This is a genomic window from Sphingobacterium sp., from assembly GCF_032065005.1.
Taxonomy (GTDB): domain Bacteria; phylum Bacteroidota; class Bacteroidia; order Sphingobacteriales; family Sphingobacteriaceae; genus Sphingobacterium.
On the sequence record NZ_DAMBMM010000003.1, the window covers coordinates 285804 to 306707 of the forward strand.

The 20904-nt window shown below is 39.6% G+C and carries 17 protein-coding genes; 4 read left to right on the forward strand and 13 right to left on the reverse strand.

Annotated elements, in window-relative coordinates:
* Positions 1-1020: 1020 nt before the first annotated feature.
* On the reverse strand, positions 1021-1419 hold the full coding sequence (locus RT138_RS06505; RefSeq protein WP_185217849.1) for an SRPBCC family protein: 399 nt from the start codon (positions 1417-1419) through the stop codon (positions 1021-1023).
* Positions 1420-1422: 3 nt separating this feature from the next.
* Positions 1423-2070: an orotate phosphoribosyltransferase gene (gene pyrE, locus RT138_RS06510; protein WP_185211873.1), complete on the reverse strand. Its 648-nt coding sequence runs from the start codon at positions 2068-2070 to the stop codon at positions 1423-1425.
* Between the two features lie 22 nt (positions 2071-2092).
* Between pyrE and RT138_RS06515 the strand changes: the two genes are divergently transcribed.
* Positions 2093-2680, forward strand: a complete 588-nt coding sequence (locus RT138_RS06515; protein WP_237235561.1) for an NUDIX hydrolase — start codon at positions 2093-2095, stop codon at positions 2678-2680.
* A gap of 50 nt (positions 2681-2730) precedes the next feature.
* Here the strand turns inward: RT138_RS06515 and RT138_RS06520 are convergent, their stop codons facing one another.
* From RT138_RS06520 to RT138_RS06530, 3 genes are all read right to left on the reverse strand, one after another.
* Positions 2731-3375 carry a gluconate 2-dehydrogenase subunit 3 family protein gene (locus RT138_RS06520; RefSeq protein ID WP_313190077.1) on the reverse strand — a complete coding sequence of 215 codons (645 nt, stop codon included), beginning with the start codon at positions 3373-3375 and terminating at the stop codon, positions 2731-2733.
* A gap of 10 nt (positions 3376-3385) precedes the next feature.
* A complete protein-coding gene (locus RT138_RS06525) occupies positions 3386-5119 on the reverse strand; it encodes a GMC family oxidoreductase (protein ID WP_313190078.1) in 1734 nt (577 codons plus the stop codon).
* A gap of 588 nt (positions 5120-5707) precedes the next feature.
* Positions 5708-7333, reverse strand: coding sequence for an ATP-binding cassette domain-containing protein (locus RT138_RS06530; RefSeq protein ID WP_313190079.1), 1626 nt, complete (start codon positions 7331-7333; stop codon positions 5708-5710).
* Positions 7334-7559: 226 nt separating this feature from the next.
* Here RT138_RS06530 and RT138_RS06535 point away from each other — a divergent pair, with 226 nt between their 5' ends.
* Positions 7560-7934, forward strand: a complete 375-nt coding sequence (locus RT138_RS06535) for a PEGA domain-containing protein (RefSeq protein ID WP_313190080.1) — start codon at positions 7560-7562, stop codon at positions 7932-7934.
* A 50-nt stretch (positions 7935-7984) separates the two neighbouring features.
* Here the strand turns inward: RT138_RS06535 and RT138_RS06540 are convergent, their stop codons facing one another.
* On the reverse strand, positions 7985-8941 hold the full coding sequence (locus RT138_RS06540) for a hypothetical protein (protein ID WP_313190081.1): 957 nt from the start codon (positions 8939-8941) through the stop codon (positions 7985-7987).
* Positions 8942-9164: 223 nt separating this feature from the next.
* Here RT138_RS06540 and RT138_RS06545 point away from each other — a divergent pair, with 223 nt between their 5' ends.
* Together RT138_RS06545 and RT138_RS06550 are read left to right on the forward strand one after the other, a co-directional pair.
* Positions 9165-10616 (forward strand): alanine/glycine:cation symporter family protein, encoded by a 1452-nt coding sequence (locus tag RT138_RS06545; RefSeq protein ID WP_313190082.1) that lies wholly within the window; start codon positions 9165-9167, stop codon positions 10614-10616.
* Between the two features lie 357 nt (positions 10617-10973).
* Entirely contained in the window at positions 10974-12299 is a 1326-nt protein-coding gene (locus tag RT138_RS06550) for a Na+/H+ antiporter NhaC family protein (protein WP_313190083.1), read from the forward strand.
* 16 nt (positions 12300-12315) lie between these two features.
* On the opposite strand, the gene RT138_RS06555 is transcribed toward RT138_RS06550, so the two are convergent.
* From RT138_RS06555 to RT138_RS06585, 7 genes are all read right to left on the reverse strand, one after another.
* Positions 12316-13032 (reverse strand): ATP-binding protein, encoded by a 717-nt coding sequence (locus RT138_RS06555; protein WP_313190084.1) that lies wholly within the window; start codon positions 13030-13032, stop codon positions 12316-12318.
* Positions 13033-13125: 93 nt separating this feature from the next.
* Positions 13126-16773 (reverse strand): M1 family aminopeptidase, encoded by a 3648-nt coding sequence (locus tag RT138_RS06560; RefSeq protein ID WP_313190085.1) that lies wholly within the window; start codon positions 16771-16773, stop codon positions 13126-13128.
* Complete coding sequence (locus RT138_RS06565) at positions 16766-17650, reverse strand: ABC transporter ATP-binding protein (RefSeq protein WP_313190086.1); 885 nt, start codon at positions 17648-17650, stop codon at positions 16766-16768. Before RT138_RS06565 ends, RT138_RS06560 begins: the two co-directional genes overlap by 8 nt.
* Before the next feature lie 255 nt (positions 17651-17905).
* Entirely contained in the window at positions 17906-18706 is an 801-nt protein-coding gene (locus tag RT138_RS06570; RefSeq protein ID WP_185211861.1) for a M48 family metallopeptidase, read from the reverse strand.
* Between the two features lie 74 nt (positions 18707-18780).
* Complete coding sequence (gene plsY, locus RT138_RS06575) at positions 18781-19431, reverse strand: glycerol-3-phosphate 1-O-acyltransferase PlsY (RefSeq protein WP_185211860.1); 651 nt, start codon at positions 19429-19431, stop codon at positions 18781-18783.
* Positions 19432-19444: 13 nt separating this feature from the next.
* Positions 19445-20302 carry a carboxylating nicotinate-nucleotide diphosphorylase gene (gene nadC / locus RT138_RS06580; protein ID WP_313190087.1) on the reverse strand — a complete coding sequence of 286 codons (858 nt, stop codon included), beginning with the start codon at positions 20300-20302 and terminating at the stop codon, positions 19445-19447.
* Positions 20303-20374: 72 nt separating this feature from the next.
* Entirely contained in the window at positions 20375-20788 is a 414-nt protein-coding gene (locus RT138_RS06585) for a DUF4783 domain-containing protein (RefSeq protein ID WP_313190088.1), read from the reverse strand.
* Between the last annotated feature and the right edge of the window lie 116 nt (positions 20789-20904).

Consider the following 20904-nt stretch of genomic DNA (forward strand, 5'->3'; position numbering starts at 1 on the left):
TGAGAGGAAGGACCAAGATTACAACTGAAAGGCTGTCACCCTGAGAAGTAAAAATTTGAACTAAATTTATCGGAAGGAGATGACAGCAAAGAGAAAGGCAAAAAAATGTTTTCTTTAATTTTAGTAATATACCCCCCTTTGGGGTTCCATTATTTTAGCTGGCATGGCACGTTAGCCTGAAAGTCGCGCAAAAACGATGTTCGATTAATCGAACATCGTTTTTGCATTAGCCCTATATTGTTTAATACCATTCACGCTAAAATAATTCATCCCCTCTGGGGATGTATCGCGGATAAAAAATATTCGTCTGGAAAATAAATATAGGTTTAAATACCTAGAAACACAGGTTTATCAAACTTGTCATTGTAACGGAGGAAGGATCTCGGGTTTTTACATACCCAATTTGTTTATGATTGCATTGGCGTACAGGTCCTTTACCTTCGGTAAAGGATGACAAGGTCGTGGAGAGGAGAACCGTACAGATTCTTCACTATTCGTAGAGAATTGGAAAAGGACCCAAAAGGGATTCAGAACACAGCGAAGAATCTATTTTTGATTTTTTAGATTTGATGTCATGCCGAATCGCAAGATGAGGCAACTATTATTACTTATTTTATGCCCTTAAAGGGGATTTTCAGAAAAATATTTCACCCACACTGTGGGTTATCCGATTAACAATCCGATTTTCTACAAAGATGTCCCCCCTTTGGGGGCTTTAGACAAACTTCAATTATGTCATTGGTTACAATACAACGAGGAAGCCATTAATAATTTTATTGAAATAAAAAGGATTTATTCATCCTAACGTGTAAATAATTACAGAAAGGTATGTGGCGGACCTATGCGATACAGTCTACGAAACTTGATAAATGGAAGCTAGGAATCGTTATAATCTTGGTCTATCCTCTCATCCTCGTTGGGTGAGCGAAGTCGATCCCAATCCTGGTTCAAAACCAACCCTCCCACAAAAAAAAGAGCAATTCTCATTGCTCTTCCCTATTTCATATCTTCAGGATATGTCTATCCCAATACCGACTTCAATTTATCAACCTGAAAATCAACTAATTTCTGTAATGGTCCAGAAGCCATCATTTTCATCATCATATTCAAACCTGCTTCGATCACAAATGTGGCACTGGTGCTGTTATCGGAAGAGGGTTCCAATTTCCAACGTAATGTCAAAGGAAATGGTGCTTCTTCAATCGGCACACTTACCAATTCTTTGTTTTCTAATCTTTCGCTGATACGTAGGGACAATTTAGCCATATTCTTGATGGTAAATCTTGCTTCATCGGCTGTTGAGCTCCAGTTAACAATGTTTTCTGGCATCAACTGCTCGTGGTTGTTCATATCCGAAAGAAAATTATAAACCTCAGAAACGGGTTTATTGATTTCAACAGTGTTTTGAATAATTGTCATAGTTTATAATTCTGGGTTCCAGTTTGCTGGATCAATTTTCCATTTCTCCAAAAGTTCAATATCCGATTCCAAGATATAGCTGTTAGAAGCGGCAACATGAATTAGGGCATCGTAGTTACACAAACTGTGGAAAGTACATTTTGCCTCTTCAAAGTTTTTGCGTGCAACTTCTAGTCCGTAAGTAAAGATTGAAACCAATCCCACAACGTTACATCCTGCATCACGCAATGCTTTCACGGCTTGCAAACTGCTTTTTCCAGTAGATACCAAATCCTCAATGACAACAACACGCTGACCACTGATAACTTCACCCTCAATCAGGTTCTGACGACCATGATCCTTTGCACTGCTGCGTACATATGAAAAAGGTAAGCCTAAATCTTGCGCAACCAATACTCCTTGAGGGATCCCTGCAGTCGCTACTCCCGATATCATATCAACCGATCCAAACTCCTCTTGAATCAATTGTGACAACTTTTGACGGATGTATGTACGGATAGCTGGATGCGATAACGCAACACGATTATCACAATAAATTGGTGACTTCCATCCAGACGCCCAAGTAAAAGGGTTTTTAGGTTGTAATTTTATTGCTTTAATTTGCAATAAGGATTCAGCAACTTTTTGTTCAACCTCATTTAAATAATTCATGGCACAAATTTATAAAATTTATATGAACCAATCTCTGTTAATTTTGGCAGATTTTACCCCTCATATTAAAGAAAACGTTCAAACAATTGGTTTACAAGACATTGATCTGGAAAAACTTTTCAACGACTCCGCTCACAGCACAGATAAATCTGTGTACCTATACATACACCCTAATATCAGAAAAGTTTTTAAAAAGATTTTATCTACAACCCGTATCGTTAAAGCTGCCGGTGGATTAGTGACAAATGGTAATGGTGAATACCTATTTATACATCGCCTTGGAAAGTGGGACTTGCCTAAAGGTAAGGTCGAAGAAGGTGAAAAAATGAAAGATGCCGCCCTCAGGGAAGTCGAAGAAGAGTGCGGAATTGAAGTCGATTACCTAGGCAAAAAGGTAGCAACAACCTACCATACCTATTATATGCGCAATAAATTTGTGCTGAAACAGACTAAATGGTACCAAATGGGCGTTAACAAAATCCCTAAACTGACGCCGCAACTCGAAGAAGATATTGATCAAGCGGAATGGTTAAAATCATCTGAACTGAAAAAGGTAAAGGAAAACACCTACCCTTTGATCTTGGAAATCGTGGAAACCATCAAAAAATAAACAGAAAGGGAGCTGAAATTCAGCTCCCTTTCCAATTTTTATTGCTTTTCCTATCCAAAAAACTTTTCTGGATCGAACCCATATTGTTTCAAGACATCTGCAGGTACACCATTCCAAACCCCCGGTTTATTACCTACGTATCCTATGTCCTTCACGCCCATTTCACTGGTAAAGAATCCCGTTGAAGTCAGGTCACGCATCAAGGAAAAGAAGGCTACTCCTTGGGCCATTTCTGGTTTTGCTTTTTGCGGGTAAGCAATTTCATCAACCATCGCAATCTGCTGTTCCTTCTTACATTTTACAAATGCATTTCCATAGGTTTTTTGACATTGTACATCAAGCCATTTCAAGCCTCCACGTAAAGGAGTTTGATAGCTAGGGATATCCTTGGACATAAACTCGATAAATGCCGGTACGCCTGCCTCTGAAGCACTACCTGAAACATCATCTTTTGGAATAATGATATCCGCCAATACCGTGATGGTCGCCATTTCATGATCCGAAAAGAACTTCTCGGCCATTAAGGCTTCGGTACGCTTATATTCAAATTCCTGTACCCCTGGTAATTTTTCCGAACTGCCCGCTGCAGCTTTTCCTGCTTGCCCAGAGCTTTTATCATCTTTACAGGATGCGGCCAATACACCAGATCCTGCTGCAAGTAGCCCTAAGGCTTTAAGTGAATCTCTTCTATTCATCGCTTTTGGGTTATGCTAATTTTTTGTTTTCTTCTAAAATATATTCTGCTGTACGCATGGACAAGGCCAAGATGGTCCAAGTCAAGTTTTTATCGCCCTGCTGCACAAATGGACCGGCATCCACCACATAAACATTCTTACAGTCGTGCGCCTGTCCCCATTTATTCAACACAGAAGACTTAGGATCATTCCCCATTCTGGTTGTTCCGCCTTCATGGATGATCTTTCCTGGAGCCTCTAGACCATATAAGGTATCCGCACCAGGTATATTGGAGGTAATGATTGCTCCCATCTCATGCATGATCGATTGGAAAGTATCTTGCATATGCTTCGCCTGTGCGATTTCCTCATTGGCCCATTTATAATGGAAGCGTAATACTGGAATACCAAATTTATCGACCTTGCTAGGATCAATTTCACAATAGTTGTCTTTCCTGGCCAAAGCTGTTCCACGACCTGCCATTCCCACATTTGCTCCGTAGAAACGACGATAATCGTTTTTCAGCCCAGCGCCATAACCCCCCATTTCTTTTTTAGCACCATCTGCCCCAGGAACCATTCCGTTTACATTAGGTACCCAGTTCATAAATCCGTAAGATGGCATATGTAAACCGCCACCATACTCAATATGGTAACCTCTAGGGAAATTCAATTTCTTATTGTCTTCCCACCATGGAGAATAGATATGCACACTTCCGGTACCATCTTCATTATAGCGTTTTCTATCCAAAAGTTCAGGGATAAATCCGCCTAAGCTTGCTCCCGTTGAGTCATGTAAATATTTCCCAACAAGTCCACTGCTGTTTCCAATTCCACCTGGATGTGCCTTTGATTTTGAATTCAACAATAGTCTGGCACTTTCACAGGCACTTGCACCTAGGATCACTTTCTTACCTTTTACGGAATACTCCTGAAGGTCTGTAGTGTTCACGTATGATACTCCTATTGCCAATCCTTCATCATTCGTCAATACCTCACGAACCATGGCATTGTCGATCACTTTCAAATTCCCGGTCTTCATCGCAGGGATAACCAAACATGAAGAAGAGGAGAAATCCCCGTATACCTTACATGATCGACCACATTGCCCACAATAGAAACAAGTTCCCCTACCCTTAATTTCTGGTGATGCTTCTGTTAAAACCGCACCACGACCAGGAATGACAGGAACACCAGCTTTTTTAGCACCTTTATGAATGAACAATTCATTCAATCTAGGCTTAGGTGGTTTCATAAAGATCCCGTCCGGTTCATTATGTATACCTTCTACCGTACCATAAATACCGATCATACGGTCTACACGGTCGTAATAAGGTTTAACCTCATCATAAGTAATCGGCCAAGCATCGGTAAGCCCATCCGTAGGTTGGAAGTCATCCGGTCCCATACGTAAGGAAATTCTTCCCCAGTGATTGGTTCTTCCGCCTAACATCCTTGCACGGAACCATTCAAATTCTGTTCCTGCCACTTTGCTATAAGGCTCACCTTCTAATTGCCAACCGCCATAAGCCGCATCAAAATCACCAAAAGGCCTTGTGACACCTGCCCCACGTCGTGGAGACTCCCATGGCCAGCGCATTTGCAATGCATCCTTTGCAGGATCAAAAAACGGCCCTGCTTCAAGCATCAGGACTTTTAGCCCTGCATTTGCCAAAATATATCCAGCCATACCGCCTCCAGCTCCTGACCCCACTACAATGGCATCAAAAACCTCAGGGTTTTCTTTAATTTGAAAAACACTCATAAACTTTTGTGATCTTGATTTAAATTCGGTTTAAATGATAGCATATTCTTGCTTATACTATTTAGCAACACTAAATATAGCAATTCTATCGCCTATTCCAAGTATCAATGGATAAAATTTTTGATACGTATTGATCCATTATTTTTCATAGATGAATATTTTAACCCATAAAAATTCAAGGGTGATGGGCTGTTTTCTGTTCACAAATTCAAGAATTTTAAAGGGTAATTTATCCCGACCTAATTCAGGATTCATTCGAGACATATTCGGGAACCGTTCCATTATTCCTCCGATACAAATACAGATTCACCTTAAACATTTTGCGAATTTTCGGAATGTGTCTCGAACAAGGTCTAAATAAATCTTGAGAATAATTTGGGGGCAAGAATTTTGGCTACCTTAAAAAGTTTGATGAAACAGGGCAAAAAAAGGCTAGAAAAATATTGAATTTTTCACGCGGGCTAATGAATGCTCCCCTTTATTAAGGCAAGATACATAGTTTTAGGGAATAGGTTTAAAGATAGGCCTGACCAACAAATAAAAAGGGACTGAATTTCTTCAGTCCCTAAAAAAAAATAAAAAAAATATCTATCGGTACATTTCTTCTCTTTGAGCTTTTATAGCTTCAGAATTAATGTATTCATCATAAGTCATCAACTTATCAATAATGCCATTTGGCGTAAGTTCAATGATACGGTTAGCAACAGTTTGTGTCAACTCGTGATCTCGTGATGTAAACAACACCGATCCTTTGAAATCATTGATACCGTTGTTCAATGCGGTAATCGATTCCAGGTCCAAGTGGTTGGTTGGTTCATCGAAAATCAAGAAGTTTGCCCCTTGAAGCATCATTCTTGAGAACATACAGCGCATTTTTTCACCTCCAGAAAGCACAGAACACTTCTTAAGTACTTCTTCTCCCGAGAAAAGCATCTTTCCCAAGAATCCACGGATAAACTGCTCATCCGCATCAGGTTTAGTGGTATAATCTCTCAACCAATCTACCAAGTTATCTGTTTTGCCTTCGAAGAATTCAGCATTATCGATTGGCATATCTGCAGGAGTAATGGTTACACCCCATTTAAATTCACCAACGTAATCTTTATCGCGTCCAGAAAGAACATCATAAAATGCAGAAGTGATCAAGTTATTCTCTGCTAATACAGCGATCTTATCACCCTTATTGACCATAAAGCTGATATTCTTGAAATATACTTCGCCATTTACGGTCTTGCCTAAGTTTTCAACGGTCAGGATTTGATCCCCTGGATCTCTGTCCATCATATTGAACATAATCGCTGGATACTTTCTGTTAGAAGGTTTGATATCCTCAATATTGATCTTATCCAAAGCTTTCTTACGGGAAGTCGCTTGTTTGGACTTAGAAGCGTTGGCTGAGAATCGACGGATAAATTCCTGTAATTCCTTCACCTTATCTTCCATTTTCTTGTTTTGGTCAGCACGTTGTTTCAATGCCAATTGCGAGGACTCGTACCAGAATGTATAGTTACCGGAATAGATAGTCATCTTACCAAAGTCAATATCGACGATATGGGTACAGACCGCATCTAAGAAGTGACGGTCGTGGGAAACAACCAATACAATCGCTTCATAGCTAGCAAGAAAGTCCTCTAACCAAGCGATGGTATTAATATCCAAGTCGTTGGTAGGCTCATCCAGGATTAGGATATCTGGATTACCAAATAAAGCCTGTGCCAAAAGGACGCGGACTTTTTCATTACCATCCAACTCCTTAACTAATTTATAGTGAAGTTCTTCTTTAATTCCAAGGTTGCTCAGTAGGGTCGCTGCATTACTTTCAGCATTCCAGCCATCCATCTCAGCAAAAAGGCTTTCCAATTCACCGGCTCTTTCACCATCAGCATCAGAGAAATCTTCTTTCATGTAGATTTCATCCTTTTCTTTCATCACCTTATATAGCTCTTGGTTACCCATCATTACCGTTTCGATAACAGAGAACTCATCAAATGCGTAGTGGTTCTGATTTAATACAGACATCCTCTCCCCCGGAGTGAAGGCTACTGATCCAGAAGTAGGATCTACTTCTCCAGAGATAATTTTTAAAAAAGTCGATTTTCCGGCACCATTCGCTCCAATAATACCGTAACAGTTTCCAGGAGTGAACTTTAAGTTGACATCTTCGAATAGGACACGTTTGCCATAACGAAGAGATAAATTCGAAACGTTAATCATGTCGCAAAGATACAGTTATTTATTGAGTTTGGGAAGGTTGCAACACGGCCTTTTTAAGGTTTGCTTTTGTTCACTTTTCATGCAACTCCCTCGGGTTCATTTTGTTTCATGAACATTCCAAAACGCTAGGTTAATTTTTTTGAAAATATTCAATAAACATCCTTTAAACCTTTCAAATCCGATGCAGTCAATACGATATACTTTAACAATTATTAATTAATTTAACATGAAAGCAGTATTTTTAATTGCCCTAGCATCTATTGTTTTATTCACAAGCTCATGCGGAACTATTTTTACGGGAACCAAGCAAGATGTCTTGATCAAATCTTATCCCAGTGGTGCTAAAATCCAAGTGGACGGGGTAGATCGAGGTGTCACTCCTGCCACTGTTTCCTTGAAGAAAGGTTTGAATGGACCAGTCATTACCTTAACCAAGGATGGCTATGAAAAGTACCAGTTCAATCCTGAAACTACTTTTAATACAGTTTCCATTTTGAACCTACTGGGCATGGTAGGTTGGGCCATCGATGCTGCAACTGGGGCAATGATGAAATATGACCCAAAATTCTATGAACTAGAATTGAAACCAGCAAATCAATAATTTTTAGATTATTTAATAAAATGCCATGTTTAACAAAACATGGCATTTTCTTATAGTCTTTCCAATTCGGCAGACAATGCTTTTAAATCCTGTTTCATCAAATTGATATTCGACTCCAATTGATCATACATATCTGCTCTATTTTCCAACTGTTCGCTTGTATACTCCCCCCCTTCTCCAAAATAGAGTTCCAACATTTCTTTTTCAGATGATTTGGTAATTTGTCCGAAACTACTCCATTTCTGTACGATCTGTTCCCTTAGTGAGGTCTTGATCCCATTTTCTGGACTGGCGTAATTCAAATAATACCAAACCGCAGCAGGAAAGTTTTTCGAAGTTGCTGCTCCAAACCAGACATCCCTTAAGGCATTTCTTTTATGGAAGAAATCTGTCTTTTCATCGTTCAACAACATCATCACACCAAAGGTAGCTTCAGCAACACCCGTTGAGATACCAACGACATGGCTAGCCCCTTCATCTTTGATCACCCCTTCGGTCAAGATCGCTCCTAATGCACCGACTACGATAGCGGCAACAGTCAGTTTGGACTCTTTTCCCTGGATCTTACCTTCGAGGTAATTAGCCACTTGGCTGGTCCGCTCCTCCTCACAGTCCATTTCTGAAGAAATAGCTGAAATTTCAAGTGAAGAGCTATTGATCTTTTGATCGATAGCCTGCTTCAATTCCAATAGTTCCAATCTATATCTGAGATCCTCGGGTTTAGGATTTTGTTTTAGCTCTGCATATTTAGAAACAGTCTTTAGGATGCCTATGGCATTAGCCATATTTAAGCTACTGAAAGTCAATTTATTCGCCAACAATGTGGATACCTTTTGTTCATGGAGAGGAATAGGGAGGCTATCCACCTCATATTCATACACATTTTGCTGATTGCAATTGCTATGGTGCAGCAGATCTCTAATTTCAATGTTTTTGACTGAGGCGCAGGAATTCAGGAAAATAATTCCGGAAAACAGAATGAATATGGAATTTAACCTTAACATCATATTTTGAAGCAAATAATAGTCGTGTAATAATTAGACAATATTCTAGCTTGAAATCGATAATTCCAAGGAAATTTGAAAATTTTCGTCAAATGACAACCTATTAACCTCAGGTGCTGTAGAAGAATTCCTCCGAAAATCTTCAAATAATAAATTTGTGAGATTTTCTAAAAAAACCTTTACTTTACACAATATTTAATGGCTAATAACTATTTAAACCAAATTAATGGATAATATTATCTCCTCGATCTCCAATCTAGTATGGAGTGAAGTTTTAATTTATTTGTGCTTATGCACAGGGCTTTACTTCTCCATCCGTACAGGATTCCTTCAAGTTACTTATTTAAAAGACATGCTAAGGTTACTCTTCGCCAAGAAGAAATCAGATGAAGGTATCTCTTCCTTTCAAGCCTTTGCCTTGGCAATTTCTGGCCGTGTCGGAACCGGAAATATCATCGGCGTAGCAACGGCCATATTCTATGGTGGCCCTGGTGCAGTATTCTGGATGTGGGTCATTGCCTTTTTAGGTTCAGCCTCAGCATTCGTAGAGGCGACTTTAGGTCAATTGTACAAACAGAAAGAAGGCAATGAATTTAGGGGTGGTCCTGCTTTCTATATTGAAAAAGGACTTGGGGTTAAATGGTACGCAGCAATATTTGCTATTCTAACCATTGTAAGTGCAGGTTTATTGCTTCCCGGTGTACAAAGTAATGCGATAGCATCTTCAGCTTTCAACGCTTATCAAATTCCTCCTTCCTACACAGGAATTGCTATTGTAGGCTTATTGGTCCTCATTATTTTCGGAGGTGTAAAACGTCTGGGTTCAGTAGCGGAGTTCGTCGTTCCGTTTATGGCTGGTGGATATATCTTGATGACCTTGATCATCATTGGAATTAACTTCCAACAAATCCCTGAGGTATTTGGACTTATCTTTAAAAGTGCTTTTAGTTTAGATGCTACCTTTGGAGGTATTATCGGTATGGCTATCGCTTGGGGGGTTAAGCGCGGAATTTACTCCAACGAAGCTGGACAAGGTACCGCGCCTCACGCAGCAGCAGCGGCCGATGTATCCCATCCTGCTCAACAAGGATTGGTTCAGGCGTTTTCTGTATATGTGGACACCTTATTTGTTTGTACTGCAACAGCATTGATGATTTTATTTACAGGAATGTACAATGTAACAAATGTGGATGCTGCAGGCCAACCGACCACACTGCTCGTGGAAAATTTACCTAATGTAGATTATAATGGATTTACCCAAGCCGCCGTATCCCATCATTTCCCTGGATTTGGAAACGGCTTCGTCGCGATTGCGCTCTTCTTCTTTGCATTCACAACGATTATGGCTTATTTCTATTATGCAGATACCAACGTAGCTTACCTCGTAAAAAGCGAGAAAACGAGAAAAATCCTAGGCTGGGTATTTAAGATAGTTTTTTTAAGTACGGTTTATTTTGGAACGGTCAGAACAGCTGATACAGCATGGGCAATCGGTGATATAGGCGTAGGTTTAATGGCCTGGACCAACATAATTGCCATCCTATTACTGAGTAAACCAGCCATGAAGGTTTGGAAAGACTATAAAAGCAAAAGAAAACAAGGAATCGAAGATCCTTCCTTTGACCCTAAGGCTATCGGAATAAAAAATGCGGAGTTCTGGGAGAACCAAGAGAACTAAGACAATACTGAAATGAACAAAAAAGCGAGATTTGATGGCGTTATCAAATCTCGCTTTTTTGTTAATGAATCCCGAAGCAGGTAGTAGCAAACACTAAAACGAATGCCACTAATAACAACAGAATTAAAGTTGTCAATGGGGTTCTTTTCATTTCAATTGTTTTATGTTTATTCTGGTGATTGTAACTAAAGTTACACATTATTTCCTATTAGCAAAGCATCAAGACTTTGAAAATCAGTTTGTATGGCTAAAAATATGTCCAAATAAAGCTAATTGAGGGATTCTCTATCCATGAAAGGTTTGATTGTCTGAATAATATGCTAATTTTGGGAAATTTTTTTCATTTAATCTAAGCTTATGACTAAAGGCAATATTTGGGCCTTGTTACCACTCATCCTGTTTGTCGTGATTTATTTCGCAGGATCATTTATATTAGGTGATTTCTATGCCTTACCTGTCTTAGTAGTCTTTGTACTTTGTCTTTTCGTCGCCTTTTTTCAATTTCCTAAAAGAGCTTTTAATGAGAAATTAGCCCATTTTGCCCAAGGGGCCGGAAATGAGAACATCTTGATCATGATCTTGATTTTCCTACTGGCTGGAGCATTCGGCGAGGTATCCAAAAATATAGGTGCCATCTCCTCCACCATCAACTTTGCCTTAACTTATATTCCTGCGCAATATGTCCTATCAGGTCTGTTTTTAGTTTCCTGTTTTATATCCACCTCATTAGGTACCTCGGTTGGGACTATTGTAGCCCTTGCGCCTATTGCAGTCGGCTTGGATGAGAATATCAGTGGGATCATGCCTATTGCCTTGGCAGCGGTAATCGGAGGTTCCATGTTTGGAGATAACCTTTCCTTTATCTCCGATACCACCATTGCAGCCACCAGAACGCAGGGCGTCGGGATGAAGGAGAAATTTAAAGTGAATTTTAAGATGGTGCTGCCGGTTGCTATTATCGTCATGATCATCTATGCATTTCAAGGTAACCAAATGCTACACGATAGCGCAAATATGAATGTAGGGGATTTTGAACTGATCAAAATCCTTCCCTATGTCTTGGTCTTTATCCTCGCTCTATCGGGGCTAAATGTGATATGGACCTTAGGGATCGGGATTTTAAGTGCTGCAATCATTGGCCTGAGCACTGGATCCATTGATTTCCTGACGGTTTTAAAATCCATTAATGATGGTTTTGCAGGCATGTTTGAATTGAGTATCCTTTGTTTGATCATCGGTGGTGTAGTAGGCATCATCAGGTTAAATGGGGGGATAGATTATTTATTGAATACAGTAACCAAACGCATCAATTCCAAGAAAAGAGCAGAGCTAAGCATCGCTTTTTTGGTTAGTTTGGTCAATCTGGCCATTGCCAATAACACGATCACCATAGTCATCGTAGGACCGATTGCAAAGGATATTTCAGATGAAAACGGTCTGGAAGGAAGTCGGGTAGCCAGTATATTGGATACGATTTCCTGTTTTATCCAAGGCCTGGTCCCTTATGGAGCACAGATCCTAGCGGCAATGGCTGCGGCAAATGTGGTTCTTTCTGAGGAAGGAAGGGCATTGCTTTCTCCGATTGATGTGATGCAATATTTATATTATCCATTCTTGATGGGTATTGTGGCTTTCCTGTTCATTATCTTCAGGAAGGAAAAACCACAGGTTCAGACGGCATAATCCTTAGAGCATACTATTACAACATCCTGCCTTTCATGTCCAATTTCTTGATCAGATTGGATTTTACGATGGCATATAGGCTATCTTTTGCTTCGGCAAATGATATTCCATAGCGCCTGGATTTTGGATGAAGCTCATCAGGGAATCTCGCCAATAAGGCATCATAATATTCATCAAGTGCTGTTTGATCGGGCATTTCATATTGAATCCTGATCTGAAACCTTCTGATCAAGGCAGTATCGATAATGTTTACATGATTGGTTGCACAGATCAGCAATACATCTGCCGGTAAATAGTCAATCTGTTGGATTATGGAATTGACCAATCGACGCATTTCCCCAACATCATTATCATCGTCACCCCTCGCCTTACCCAATTGATCAAATTCATCTAAAAACAATACAGCTTTATCTCGTGCTGCGCGATCAAATACCTGCTTTACATTTTGAGAGGTTTCCCCTATCCTAGAGTTGATTACATTACTCAGGTTCAAGATAATCAGTGGTTTTCCTAAGCTGTTTGCTATGGCCTTGGCGGTGGTAGTTTTCCCGCAACCGGAATGACCAAACAGGAGGACTTTATTACTGACTGGCAGACCGTACTCATTTAACTCTTCAAAATAGCGATGCTCTTTGATAAGCTGATCGATCTTTAAACGGTTTTCTTCGCTCAAGAAGACATCATCAAGCAATACAAGGTCTTTATCCTTAATAATAAGGTCCTGAATATTCATAATTTCCCACTCCTGTTTAGACCGTAAAGATAAGGCTTAAATGGATATTTGCGGCAATAAAAAGCCGCTCAATTCAGTTGAGCGGCTAATTGATTAAACCTCTTTTCGGTTATTTCCGGAATCGGTATCCAATAACTTGTAATTCGGATCGACTCCAACCTCTGCAGGCTTTTTATCTACAGTAATCTTAAGATTATTGTTGATCTTATCGATCTTTACTTTTTTCAGGTATAGGATATTATCTACTTTATACCCATTCTTTTCAACAGGTTCTCCTAACACAGCTACTTCCACATAATCTTTCAAAGGCAAGGATTGAATTGTTTTCTTGCCATTCTTGTGGGCTAATGCGGTTCCTTTCGTATCCTCATAGCTCTTTTTACCTAATGGATCGGTTCTATATTTGGAAACCTGGAAATTAATATCTACTTCATATTTTCCGTTTGCCAGTTTCTTGACCTTGGCATCCTTGACCTCATTGTCGTAGATTGTTACGGTTTCAAACATATCTTTGATCAAATATTGCAAGGAATCGGGAACCACAGGTCTAAGCATATTTACAAACTCAATAGAGGTGGTATATGGTGGGTTCTGAAATTTCACTTTCTTGTTATAGCTTTTAAGGAAATCGTTGAACTTCTTCTCTCCCAGATAATCGCTCATCGCATACATCACCAATGAACCTTTGTTATAATGGATATAGCCTTGGTTTTCATTGAACATCAATGGGTTTTCGCGGATCATTTCTTGAGACCTGCCCATTAGGTATTGGTCTAAGGCATCTTTCAGGAACCTGAACATCTGTTCTTTCCCATAGGTATGCTCTAAGACTTTCAGCGAGCTGTATTCTGCTAACGATTCCGACATCATGGTTGTCCCTTGGGTATTGGCACCGATCACTTGATGGGCCCACCACTGATGGGCAAATTCATGGGCTATCACGGAATATGGATAATCTACTGCATTTGGATCATCTTCATCCACTTTGGCAATGAAGCCAATACCTTCGGAAAATGGTACCGTATTAGCAAAAGCCTGCGCAAAGGTCCCCATGGCAACTGGAAACTCAATGACACGCATTTGGTCAAATTGATAAGGTTCATAATTGGATTCATAATAATCCAAAGACTTCTTCATGGATGCCATCATCCTATCTAGGTTATACTCATGCCCCTTATGGTAATAGATCTCTAAATCCACTCCATTGTGCTTTTCTTTTTTGGTTTCATAGCGAGCTGACATAAATGAATAGAAATTCAAGATTGGCGTATTCATTTTATAATGGAAATACCGTTTATCTCCGCTCTTCCATTCTTTTTGCAAATAGCCTGGAGCAATGGCAATCTGATCCAAGTTCGTGCTCACAATAGATTCATAATTGATCCAATCTGCATCATTGGAAATATAATTGTTTCCTAGTTTGCTCGAATCTCTAGGGTCCGCCATCCTGTTTTTATCAGGTAGGCCATATTTCTTACGGACCCGATTATCGGATAGCTCCGCAGCAGCAGAATAACTTAGGGTTGGAAACATCATATTATTCAGGAATGTCCCATTTTCCATTACAGGGGAACGATCAAACAAGAAACCGTTCACCTTATTCTTAAGGTTATAGTCAATCCGCAAGGTATCACCTGGGTTTAAGGGTTTAGCTAAGGTATAGATATCAACCGCCAAAACACTGTCTCTTAAGAACAACTTGGCATCCTTTTCGAATATTATTTCGATGAGGTTAGCATCGCTTTTATTCATGAAGATGGTATCTATAGGCTCGGTGGTTTTATTTAAATACGTAAAAGATGCTTCCGCCTTGAAACTTCTGTTTTTAGGATCTAAATCTAACAGAACATATACATCAGTCAATCTAGGGATAGCCCTATCCTCATACTTTTTGTATTTCTTTTCATAATCGACTAGCTGTAACTCTCTTTCAAGCACACTGTAACGTGGCTGTTTTACATTATTTTCTACATAGATGGCATAGCCCAAGCTAAAGAAGCCAACAAAAGCGAGCAGCATAGGAATGATCAATGCGGGTTTGGAACGCTTGAAGAAAAGACTGATTTTCTCTTTTAGATTGGAAACAATTCCACGTCTCCAGAACAGCAAGGTTAAGCCGAACAGTCCCAGTCCAAAAAGGATCCAATAAATTCGATAATAGATAAAATGGCGGATATCGGCATATCCATTCATGTCCGAATATCGGAACGATGCACCCTCTCCTGGCTTGAATATAGCCTGTTCGATTCCAATCTTGGTTAATAGCGGTATGGCAAAGAACAAAATCAAGCAAACGATAAATCCTATAAAATAATTCTTGAAGAAATTATGGATGAATAAGGAAAATAGAATCAGGAAAAGGAATTTTAAAGGATATAGAATGAACAATTCATAGGCATAGTGACCTAGTTCGAAGTTATAGAAACCTTTATAGGTTTGATATACAATACCATTGATCAAACAAACCAACATGACCAAGTACACTAGTTTTATCATGGCCAAGGCTTTTGAAAGTAATAGCACCCAGTTAGGAACTGCAGTCGCCTCAATCAAAAGGAACATATTGGTCTGTCTAGACCTTTGTATCAGCATACCCGCAAATAGGAAGATCATGATATTCAAAAAGAAGGTATAGATGCTTCCCATGGCGATGAGGACTTGCCAGGTTACCGGATAGGTATGGGTTCCAAACAATTCGCCGGAAACTGAAATCACAATCAGCACAAACAAAAAGGCTATACTGAGCAGAATGATAAATGTCCAGTTCTTGATCAGGAATTTAAAATCGGTATTGGAAAGGCTCCAGCTCAACTTCAGATTAGCGAAGAAGCTATAGTCTTTTTTAACTGTTGGAAGTGCAATTTTTAGGATGCTTCCAAAGTTGTCTTTAGTCATCCTTGCAGAATCTTTGGATTTCTTAAAGGAAATACCGAGCTGAGAGAAGCTGAACTTAAAGTATACCAATCCAAAAAACAATAGAGAAATGCCTAACCAGATCAACCTATTGTAGATCAAAACGCCCGAGATCGGCAATAGGTTATTGTTCTGTTCATCGACACTCCAATAACGGCTGTAGTATAGAATAGGCTCAAAACCGAATGGGTCTAATAAAGCTACCAGATAGCGGTTGTCCACATTTTTAACTGCGGCCTCAAAAAGGGCTTGCAACAGGAACAGAATGAGGACGAAAACAAAACCCACATAAATATTTCTGCTGAAGGTAACTAAGGCAAAAATAATGCTTCCAAAGAGGATAAAATTGGGAAGAATAGTAATCAAAAACCCATAGATATAGGCAGTCGGTTCATTGGGACCTAGTAACTCGGTATTAATCCCTGGAAGAAACTGCCCTGAATAATAGCCTATTGCACAAATGACGGCTATAATAGTTACGATCAGTAAGGAACTCAGGAATTTTGCCGAAAGGTAATTCAGCTTTTCCAGTGGATAGGAAAACAATAAGGTATGTACATTGTACAGATAATCCCGATAAACGGAGGCACCGATGATCGTCGGCAACAAGAAGTAGATCAGGGTGGCAAAACTATTGAAAAAGCCTGCTATATTGATTGGGGAATTTATGAAAACGGGTGTGGAGGTCGTACTCGTCACCGAGTCAAATGCGCCCAAACTGGTAATAGTGCTAAAGAATGCTAGACCAAAATAGATAAAACAATAAATATAGAACACTGGTTGCTTCAACCAACGCTTTATCTCGAAGAGAAAGATGGTCTTAAACATTTACCTTGTCACTCTTTAGGGTTACGAAATATACATCCTCAAGGATTGGCTTCGCTGGGCTAAAAGATTCATGTGGCTGTTGCTCAGCATGTACACGGATATTTAAGCTGTTATCTTGGTTGTAATTGGAAGAGATCACATTGTAGATGCTGTTTTCTTTCTCAAAATCAGCGCGATCTATTTTCTTTTTCCAGATCTTTCCAACTAAGCCATCGGTTCCCTCTTGCGTACTCCCACGAAAAAGGACCTTACCCCCATTCATAATGGCGAGTTCATGGCAAAGCTCACGGACATCATCGACGATATGGGTTGAAAAGATGACCGTATGTTGGGCACCTATCTCTCTCAGGACATTCAGGAAGCGGTGTCTTTCTGCTGGGTCCAATCCGGCTGTAGGTTCATCGACAATGATTAATTTAGGGTCGTTGAGCAGCATTTGGGCAATACCAAAACGTTGCTTCATACCTCCTGAATAACCGCTTACGCTTTTGGTCCTGAAGTCATACAGATTTGTGATTTCTAAGGCGTTGGACACGATCTTTTTACGGTCCTGTTTATTGCTGATACCTTTCAATTCGGCGAAATAGTTCAGTAAATCTTCAGCTGACAGGTTGGGATAGACGCCAAACTCCTGTGGAAGGTAACCGAGGATCCGCCTCAAGGCATTGTTGTCTTTTAGTACATCTATATCTCCGAATTGTATGTTCCCGCTATCAGGGCTCTGAAGGGTCGCGATGGTACGCATAAGCGAAGATTTACCGGCTCCATTGGGTCCTAATAACCCAAACATACCGGCTCCAATCCCTAAATTAACATGATCTAGTGCTTTAACACCGTTGTTATATGTCTTCGTTAAATTCGTAATCTTAAGTTCCATTTATAATTGTTTGATGTTTCTATTAATTAGTACGTATTTGTTAAAAAAAGTAACAGAAAAAATAAAATATTTTTTTCTGTTACTTTTTCTTAAGGATAAGACTGTTAGACATAAGACCTATGGAAATGGACCAAAAACCAATGGTTTTGTAAGAATATTAATGCCTAGTACCGAGATGCAAAGGTCTGATGTCTCTTAGTCTAAAACCAAGAAAGCCGACAATTTCTTGTCGGCTTTCTTGGTTTTATTTAATTTTTATTTTTTATAATACTTCATTGCTTCAGGAACCATTGCCTGCAATTGGCTGATACGTCTAGCATCGCTAGGGTGAGTACTCAACCATTCTGGATTTCCACCTTTTTTGCCTTGCGACATTCTTTCCCAGAAAGCTACAGCTTCTTGGGGGTTGTAACCAGCCATTGCCATCAAGATAAGACCAGCTTTATCAGCTGCTAACTCATCGTTTCTTGAGAATTTCAATGACCCTACTTGATAACCAATACCATAAATCTGGTTGAATAAACCAGTATATCTACTGTTACTGATCGTTCCGGCAGCATTTAATAATTGTGCTCCGAACTGAGCTGCCATTGCATTGGATACTTGAGACACTGAGTGTTCCTCAATTGCGTGAGCAATTTCATGCCCCATTACGGTAGCTAATCCGGCATCATTCTTTGCGATTGGTAAGATACCAGTATAAACTGCAACTTTACCTCCTGGCATACACCAAGCATTCACTTGATCACTTTCAATCAGGTTGAATTCCCAGTTGAAGTTGAATTTATCAGCAGCCCCAATCTGCCTCAAATATTCATTAGTCGCAGCTGCAATTCTATTACCCACACGTTTTACTTGAGTAGCAGCAGCTGAACCCGTTTCAACTTTAGAGCTATTTTTACTTAAAAAATCTTTATATGCTAATGCAGCTTGGTTATTGATAGTCTGAGAGTCTACCAATTTAAGATACTTTCGCCCGGTAATGGCGGAAGTAGCACAACCTACCAAAGTAGCTCCTAAGAGCAGCATGGAGGCGTATTTTGTTATTCGTTTCATAAGTGTTCTTGATTTAGTTTATCTAATACATTTAAATTATCTTGAAGTATTAAACAAAACTTGTACCCAAAAGTTTAATCCTGTGTTTTTTTCTTGAATAAATATATTTTGGATTCTTTGCCTTTGAGAAGTCTTTCAATGTTTTTCTGGTGAGTGACTAGAATGAGGGCACAAATTGCGATTCCATATAGGAGAATGGAAGGAACGGTCGTCTTAAAAATAAATGCTACACTAAATGGGAAGGCAAAGCCGGCCATAATGGAGCTCAAGGATACATAATGGGTAACTAGGAGTACGACGATGAAGACTGACACACATACCAGCGCTGCAGGCCAATGGATCGCGAGGACCATACCAAATAAGGTTGCAACACCTTTACCACCTCTGAAGCCGGCGAAAATCGGAAATAAATGTCCTAAAACAGCGATTACCCCCAAAGCCAACTGTACATTGACAAATTGAGGTGCGTCATGATTTCCTACAATCGTGGCATCTAATAAATAAGGTAAATTAGTGGCTGTCCAGCCCTTTAAGATATCGACGAACATCACAATGGACCCCGCCTTTTTACCCAATACACGAAAGGTATTGGTGGCACCGGCATTTCCACTTCCGTATTCACGTACATCTACTCCATAAAATGCCTGTCCAAACCATACCGCAGTAGGGATCGAACCGAAAAGATATGCTAATATGACAATTCCAACAAGGTATATTGATATCATTTACAGCAATTTACTAAATAAGTTTTGCTTTTAAGCTTAAATCCAGACTTTTGACCGAATGCGTTAAAGCACCAACAGAGATAAAATCTACACCGGTTTTCGCATATTCAGCAATCGTCTCTAAAGTGATCCCACCAGAAGCTTCCGTAACCAATCTGTCATCAACTAAATCAACAGCTTCCTTCACTTGTGCTGGACTGAAGTTATCTAACATAACACGATCAACAGCCGGAAGGTTTAGCACTTCATTTAATTCCTCAAAATTTCGGACTTCTACTTCAATAGCAATATCTAATTGGTTTTGTTTTTTGTAATCAAAGGCTGCATTCACCGCAGCGGAGATACCGCCCGCATAATCCACATGATTATCCTTGATCAAGATCATATCATATAGACCGAAACGGTGGTTGGAACCTCCCCCGATTTCAACAGCTTTTTTCTCCAAAAACCTTAACAAGGGAGTTGTTTTACGGGTATCCAATACCTTCGCATTAGTCCATGCTATGGCCTTCACATATTGAGCAGTTTGGGTAGCAATACCAGACATTCGCTGCATGATATTGAGAACCAAACGTTCTCCTTTAAGAATAGTATGGATTTTTCCTTTTATTTTGAAGGCTATATCTCCGTATCTTACAGAGTTGCCATCAGCGAGAAGCTGTGTAAATTCTATGGTTGGGTCAATTTGAGAAAATATTTCTTTAGCCACTTCTACCCCTGCAAGGACACCCTCCTCTTTGACTAATAATTGAGCCTCTCCTAATTGTTCTTCTTTTATCGTAGATAATGAGGTATAATCCCCTGCTCCTACATCTTCCACAAGGGCCTCTTGAACAAAATGTACTAGTTTATCTTTGAATTCTCTCTCCATTTACAATTTAAAATTAAGCGAAGATGAATAAAAATATATTTATATGGAAACTTAAATACGAAAAACTGAACATTATTCTATCCGAAGTTCATTGATTTGGGCATCTCCCCCCGATTGAACTAACTTGACAAAAACACGGTATGAACCTTGGTTTGTCTTGATCTGATAGACGATATAAAAACTGTTGTTACTGCTGTTAGTCCGTTGAACCTGTTTCACTTCGGAGGTTTTGGTCAACCGAAAGAAATCACTCAGGATTACCTCAGCTTGGAACTTGGAATAATACCCCGAATCATTCTTGATGGATAAGGAAACATTCTGTCCAAAAAAGTTAGCAACATTCTTGGCGTTATTCGCTTTCAATGCCCCTAATATTTCTAATCCTACGTCAGATTGAAAACTACTGAACAATAGAAACGGCAAAAGCAGCATCGCAAAAGCAATCTGCCTTATTTTTTTCCAATAACCATTCCACATTTCTATCATAATTGACTTGGAGTCAAGAGCAGCATATTATGTATGATAACAGCCACTAAACATTAAATTCATTTTCCGAAGAACATTCAGCGAAAATTATGCCAATCCTTGTTAAAAACGCATTT

Bases quoted from the DNA above. Each gene is read 5' to 3' on its own strand.
- RT138_RS06540 (WP_313190081.1), bottom strand. From the start codon at position 8,941: ATGATGTTAAGGTTAAATTCCATATTCATTCTGTTTTCCGGAATTATT.
- RT138_RS06520 (WP_313190077.1), bottom strand. From the start codon at position 3,375: ATGAATAGAAGAGATTCACTTAAAGCCTTAGGGCTACTTGCAGCAGGA.
- plsY (WP_185211860.1), bottom strand. From the start codon at position 19,431: ATGATATCAATATACCTTGTTGGAATTGTCATATTAGCATATCTTTTC.
- RT138_RS06530 (WP_313190079.1), bottom strand. From the start codon at position 7,333: ATGATTAACGTTTCGAATTTATCTCTTCGTTATGGCAAACGTGTCCTA.
- RT138_RS06555 (WP_313190084.1), bottom strand. From the start codon at position 13,032: ATGAATATTCAGGACCTTATTATTAAGGATAAAGACCTTGTATTGCTT.
- RT138_RS06565 (WP_313190086.1), bottom strand. From the start codon at position 17,650: ATGGAACTTAAGATTACGAATTTAACGAAGACATATAACAACGGTGTT.
- pyrE (WP_185211873.1), bottom strand. From the start codon at position 2,070: ATGAATTATTTAAATGAGGTTGAACAAAAAGTTGCTGAATCCTTATTG.
- RT138_RS06585 (WP_313190088.1), bottom strand. From the start codon at position 20,788: ATGATAGAAATGTGGAATGGTTATTGGAAAAAAATAAGGCAGATTGCT.
- nadC (WP_313190087.1), bottom strand. From the start codon at position 20,302: ATGGAGAGAGAATTCAAAGATAAACTAGTACATTTTGTTCAAGAGGCC.
- RT138_RS06515 (WP_237235561.1), top strand. From the start codon at position 2,093: ATGAACCAATCTCTGTTAATTTTGGCAGATTTTACCCCTCATATTAAA.
- RT138_RS06550 (WP_313190083.1), top strand. From the start codon at position 10,974: ATGACTAAAGGCAATATTTGGGCCTTGTTACCACTCATCCTGTTTGTC.
- RT138_RS06560 (WP_313190085.1), bottom strand. From the start codon at position 16,773: ATGTTTAAGACCATCTTTCTCTTCGAGATAAAGCGTTGGTTGAAGCAA.
- RT138_RS06505 (WP_185217849.1), bottom strand. From the start codon at position 1,419: ATGACAATTATTCAAAACACTGTTGAAATCAATAAACCCGTTTCTGAG.
- RT138_RS06570 (WP_185211861.1), bottom strand. From the start codon at position 18,706: ATGAAACGAATAACAAAATACGCCTCCATGCTGCTCTTAGGAGCTACT.
- RT138_RS06525 (WP_313190078.1), bottom strand. From the start codon at position 5,119: ATGAGTGTTTTTCAAATTAAAGAAAACCCTGAGGTTTTTGATGCCATT.
- RT138_RS06535 (WP_313190080.1), top strand. From the start codon at position 7,560: ATGAAAGCAGTATTTTTAATTGCCCTAGCATCTATTGTTTTATTCACA.
- RT138_RS06545 (WP_313190082.1), top strand. From the start codon at position 9,165: ATGGATAATATTATCTCCTCGATCTCCAATCTAGTATGGAGTGAAGTT.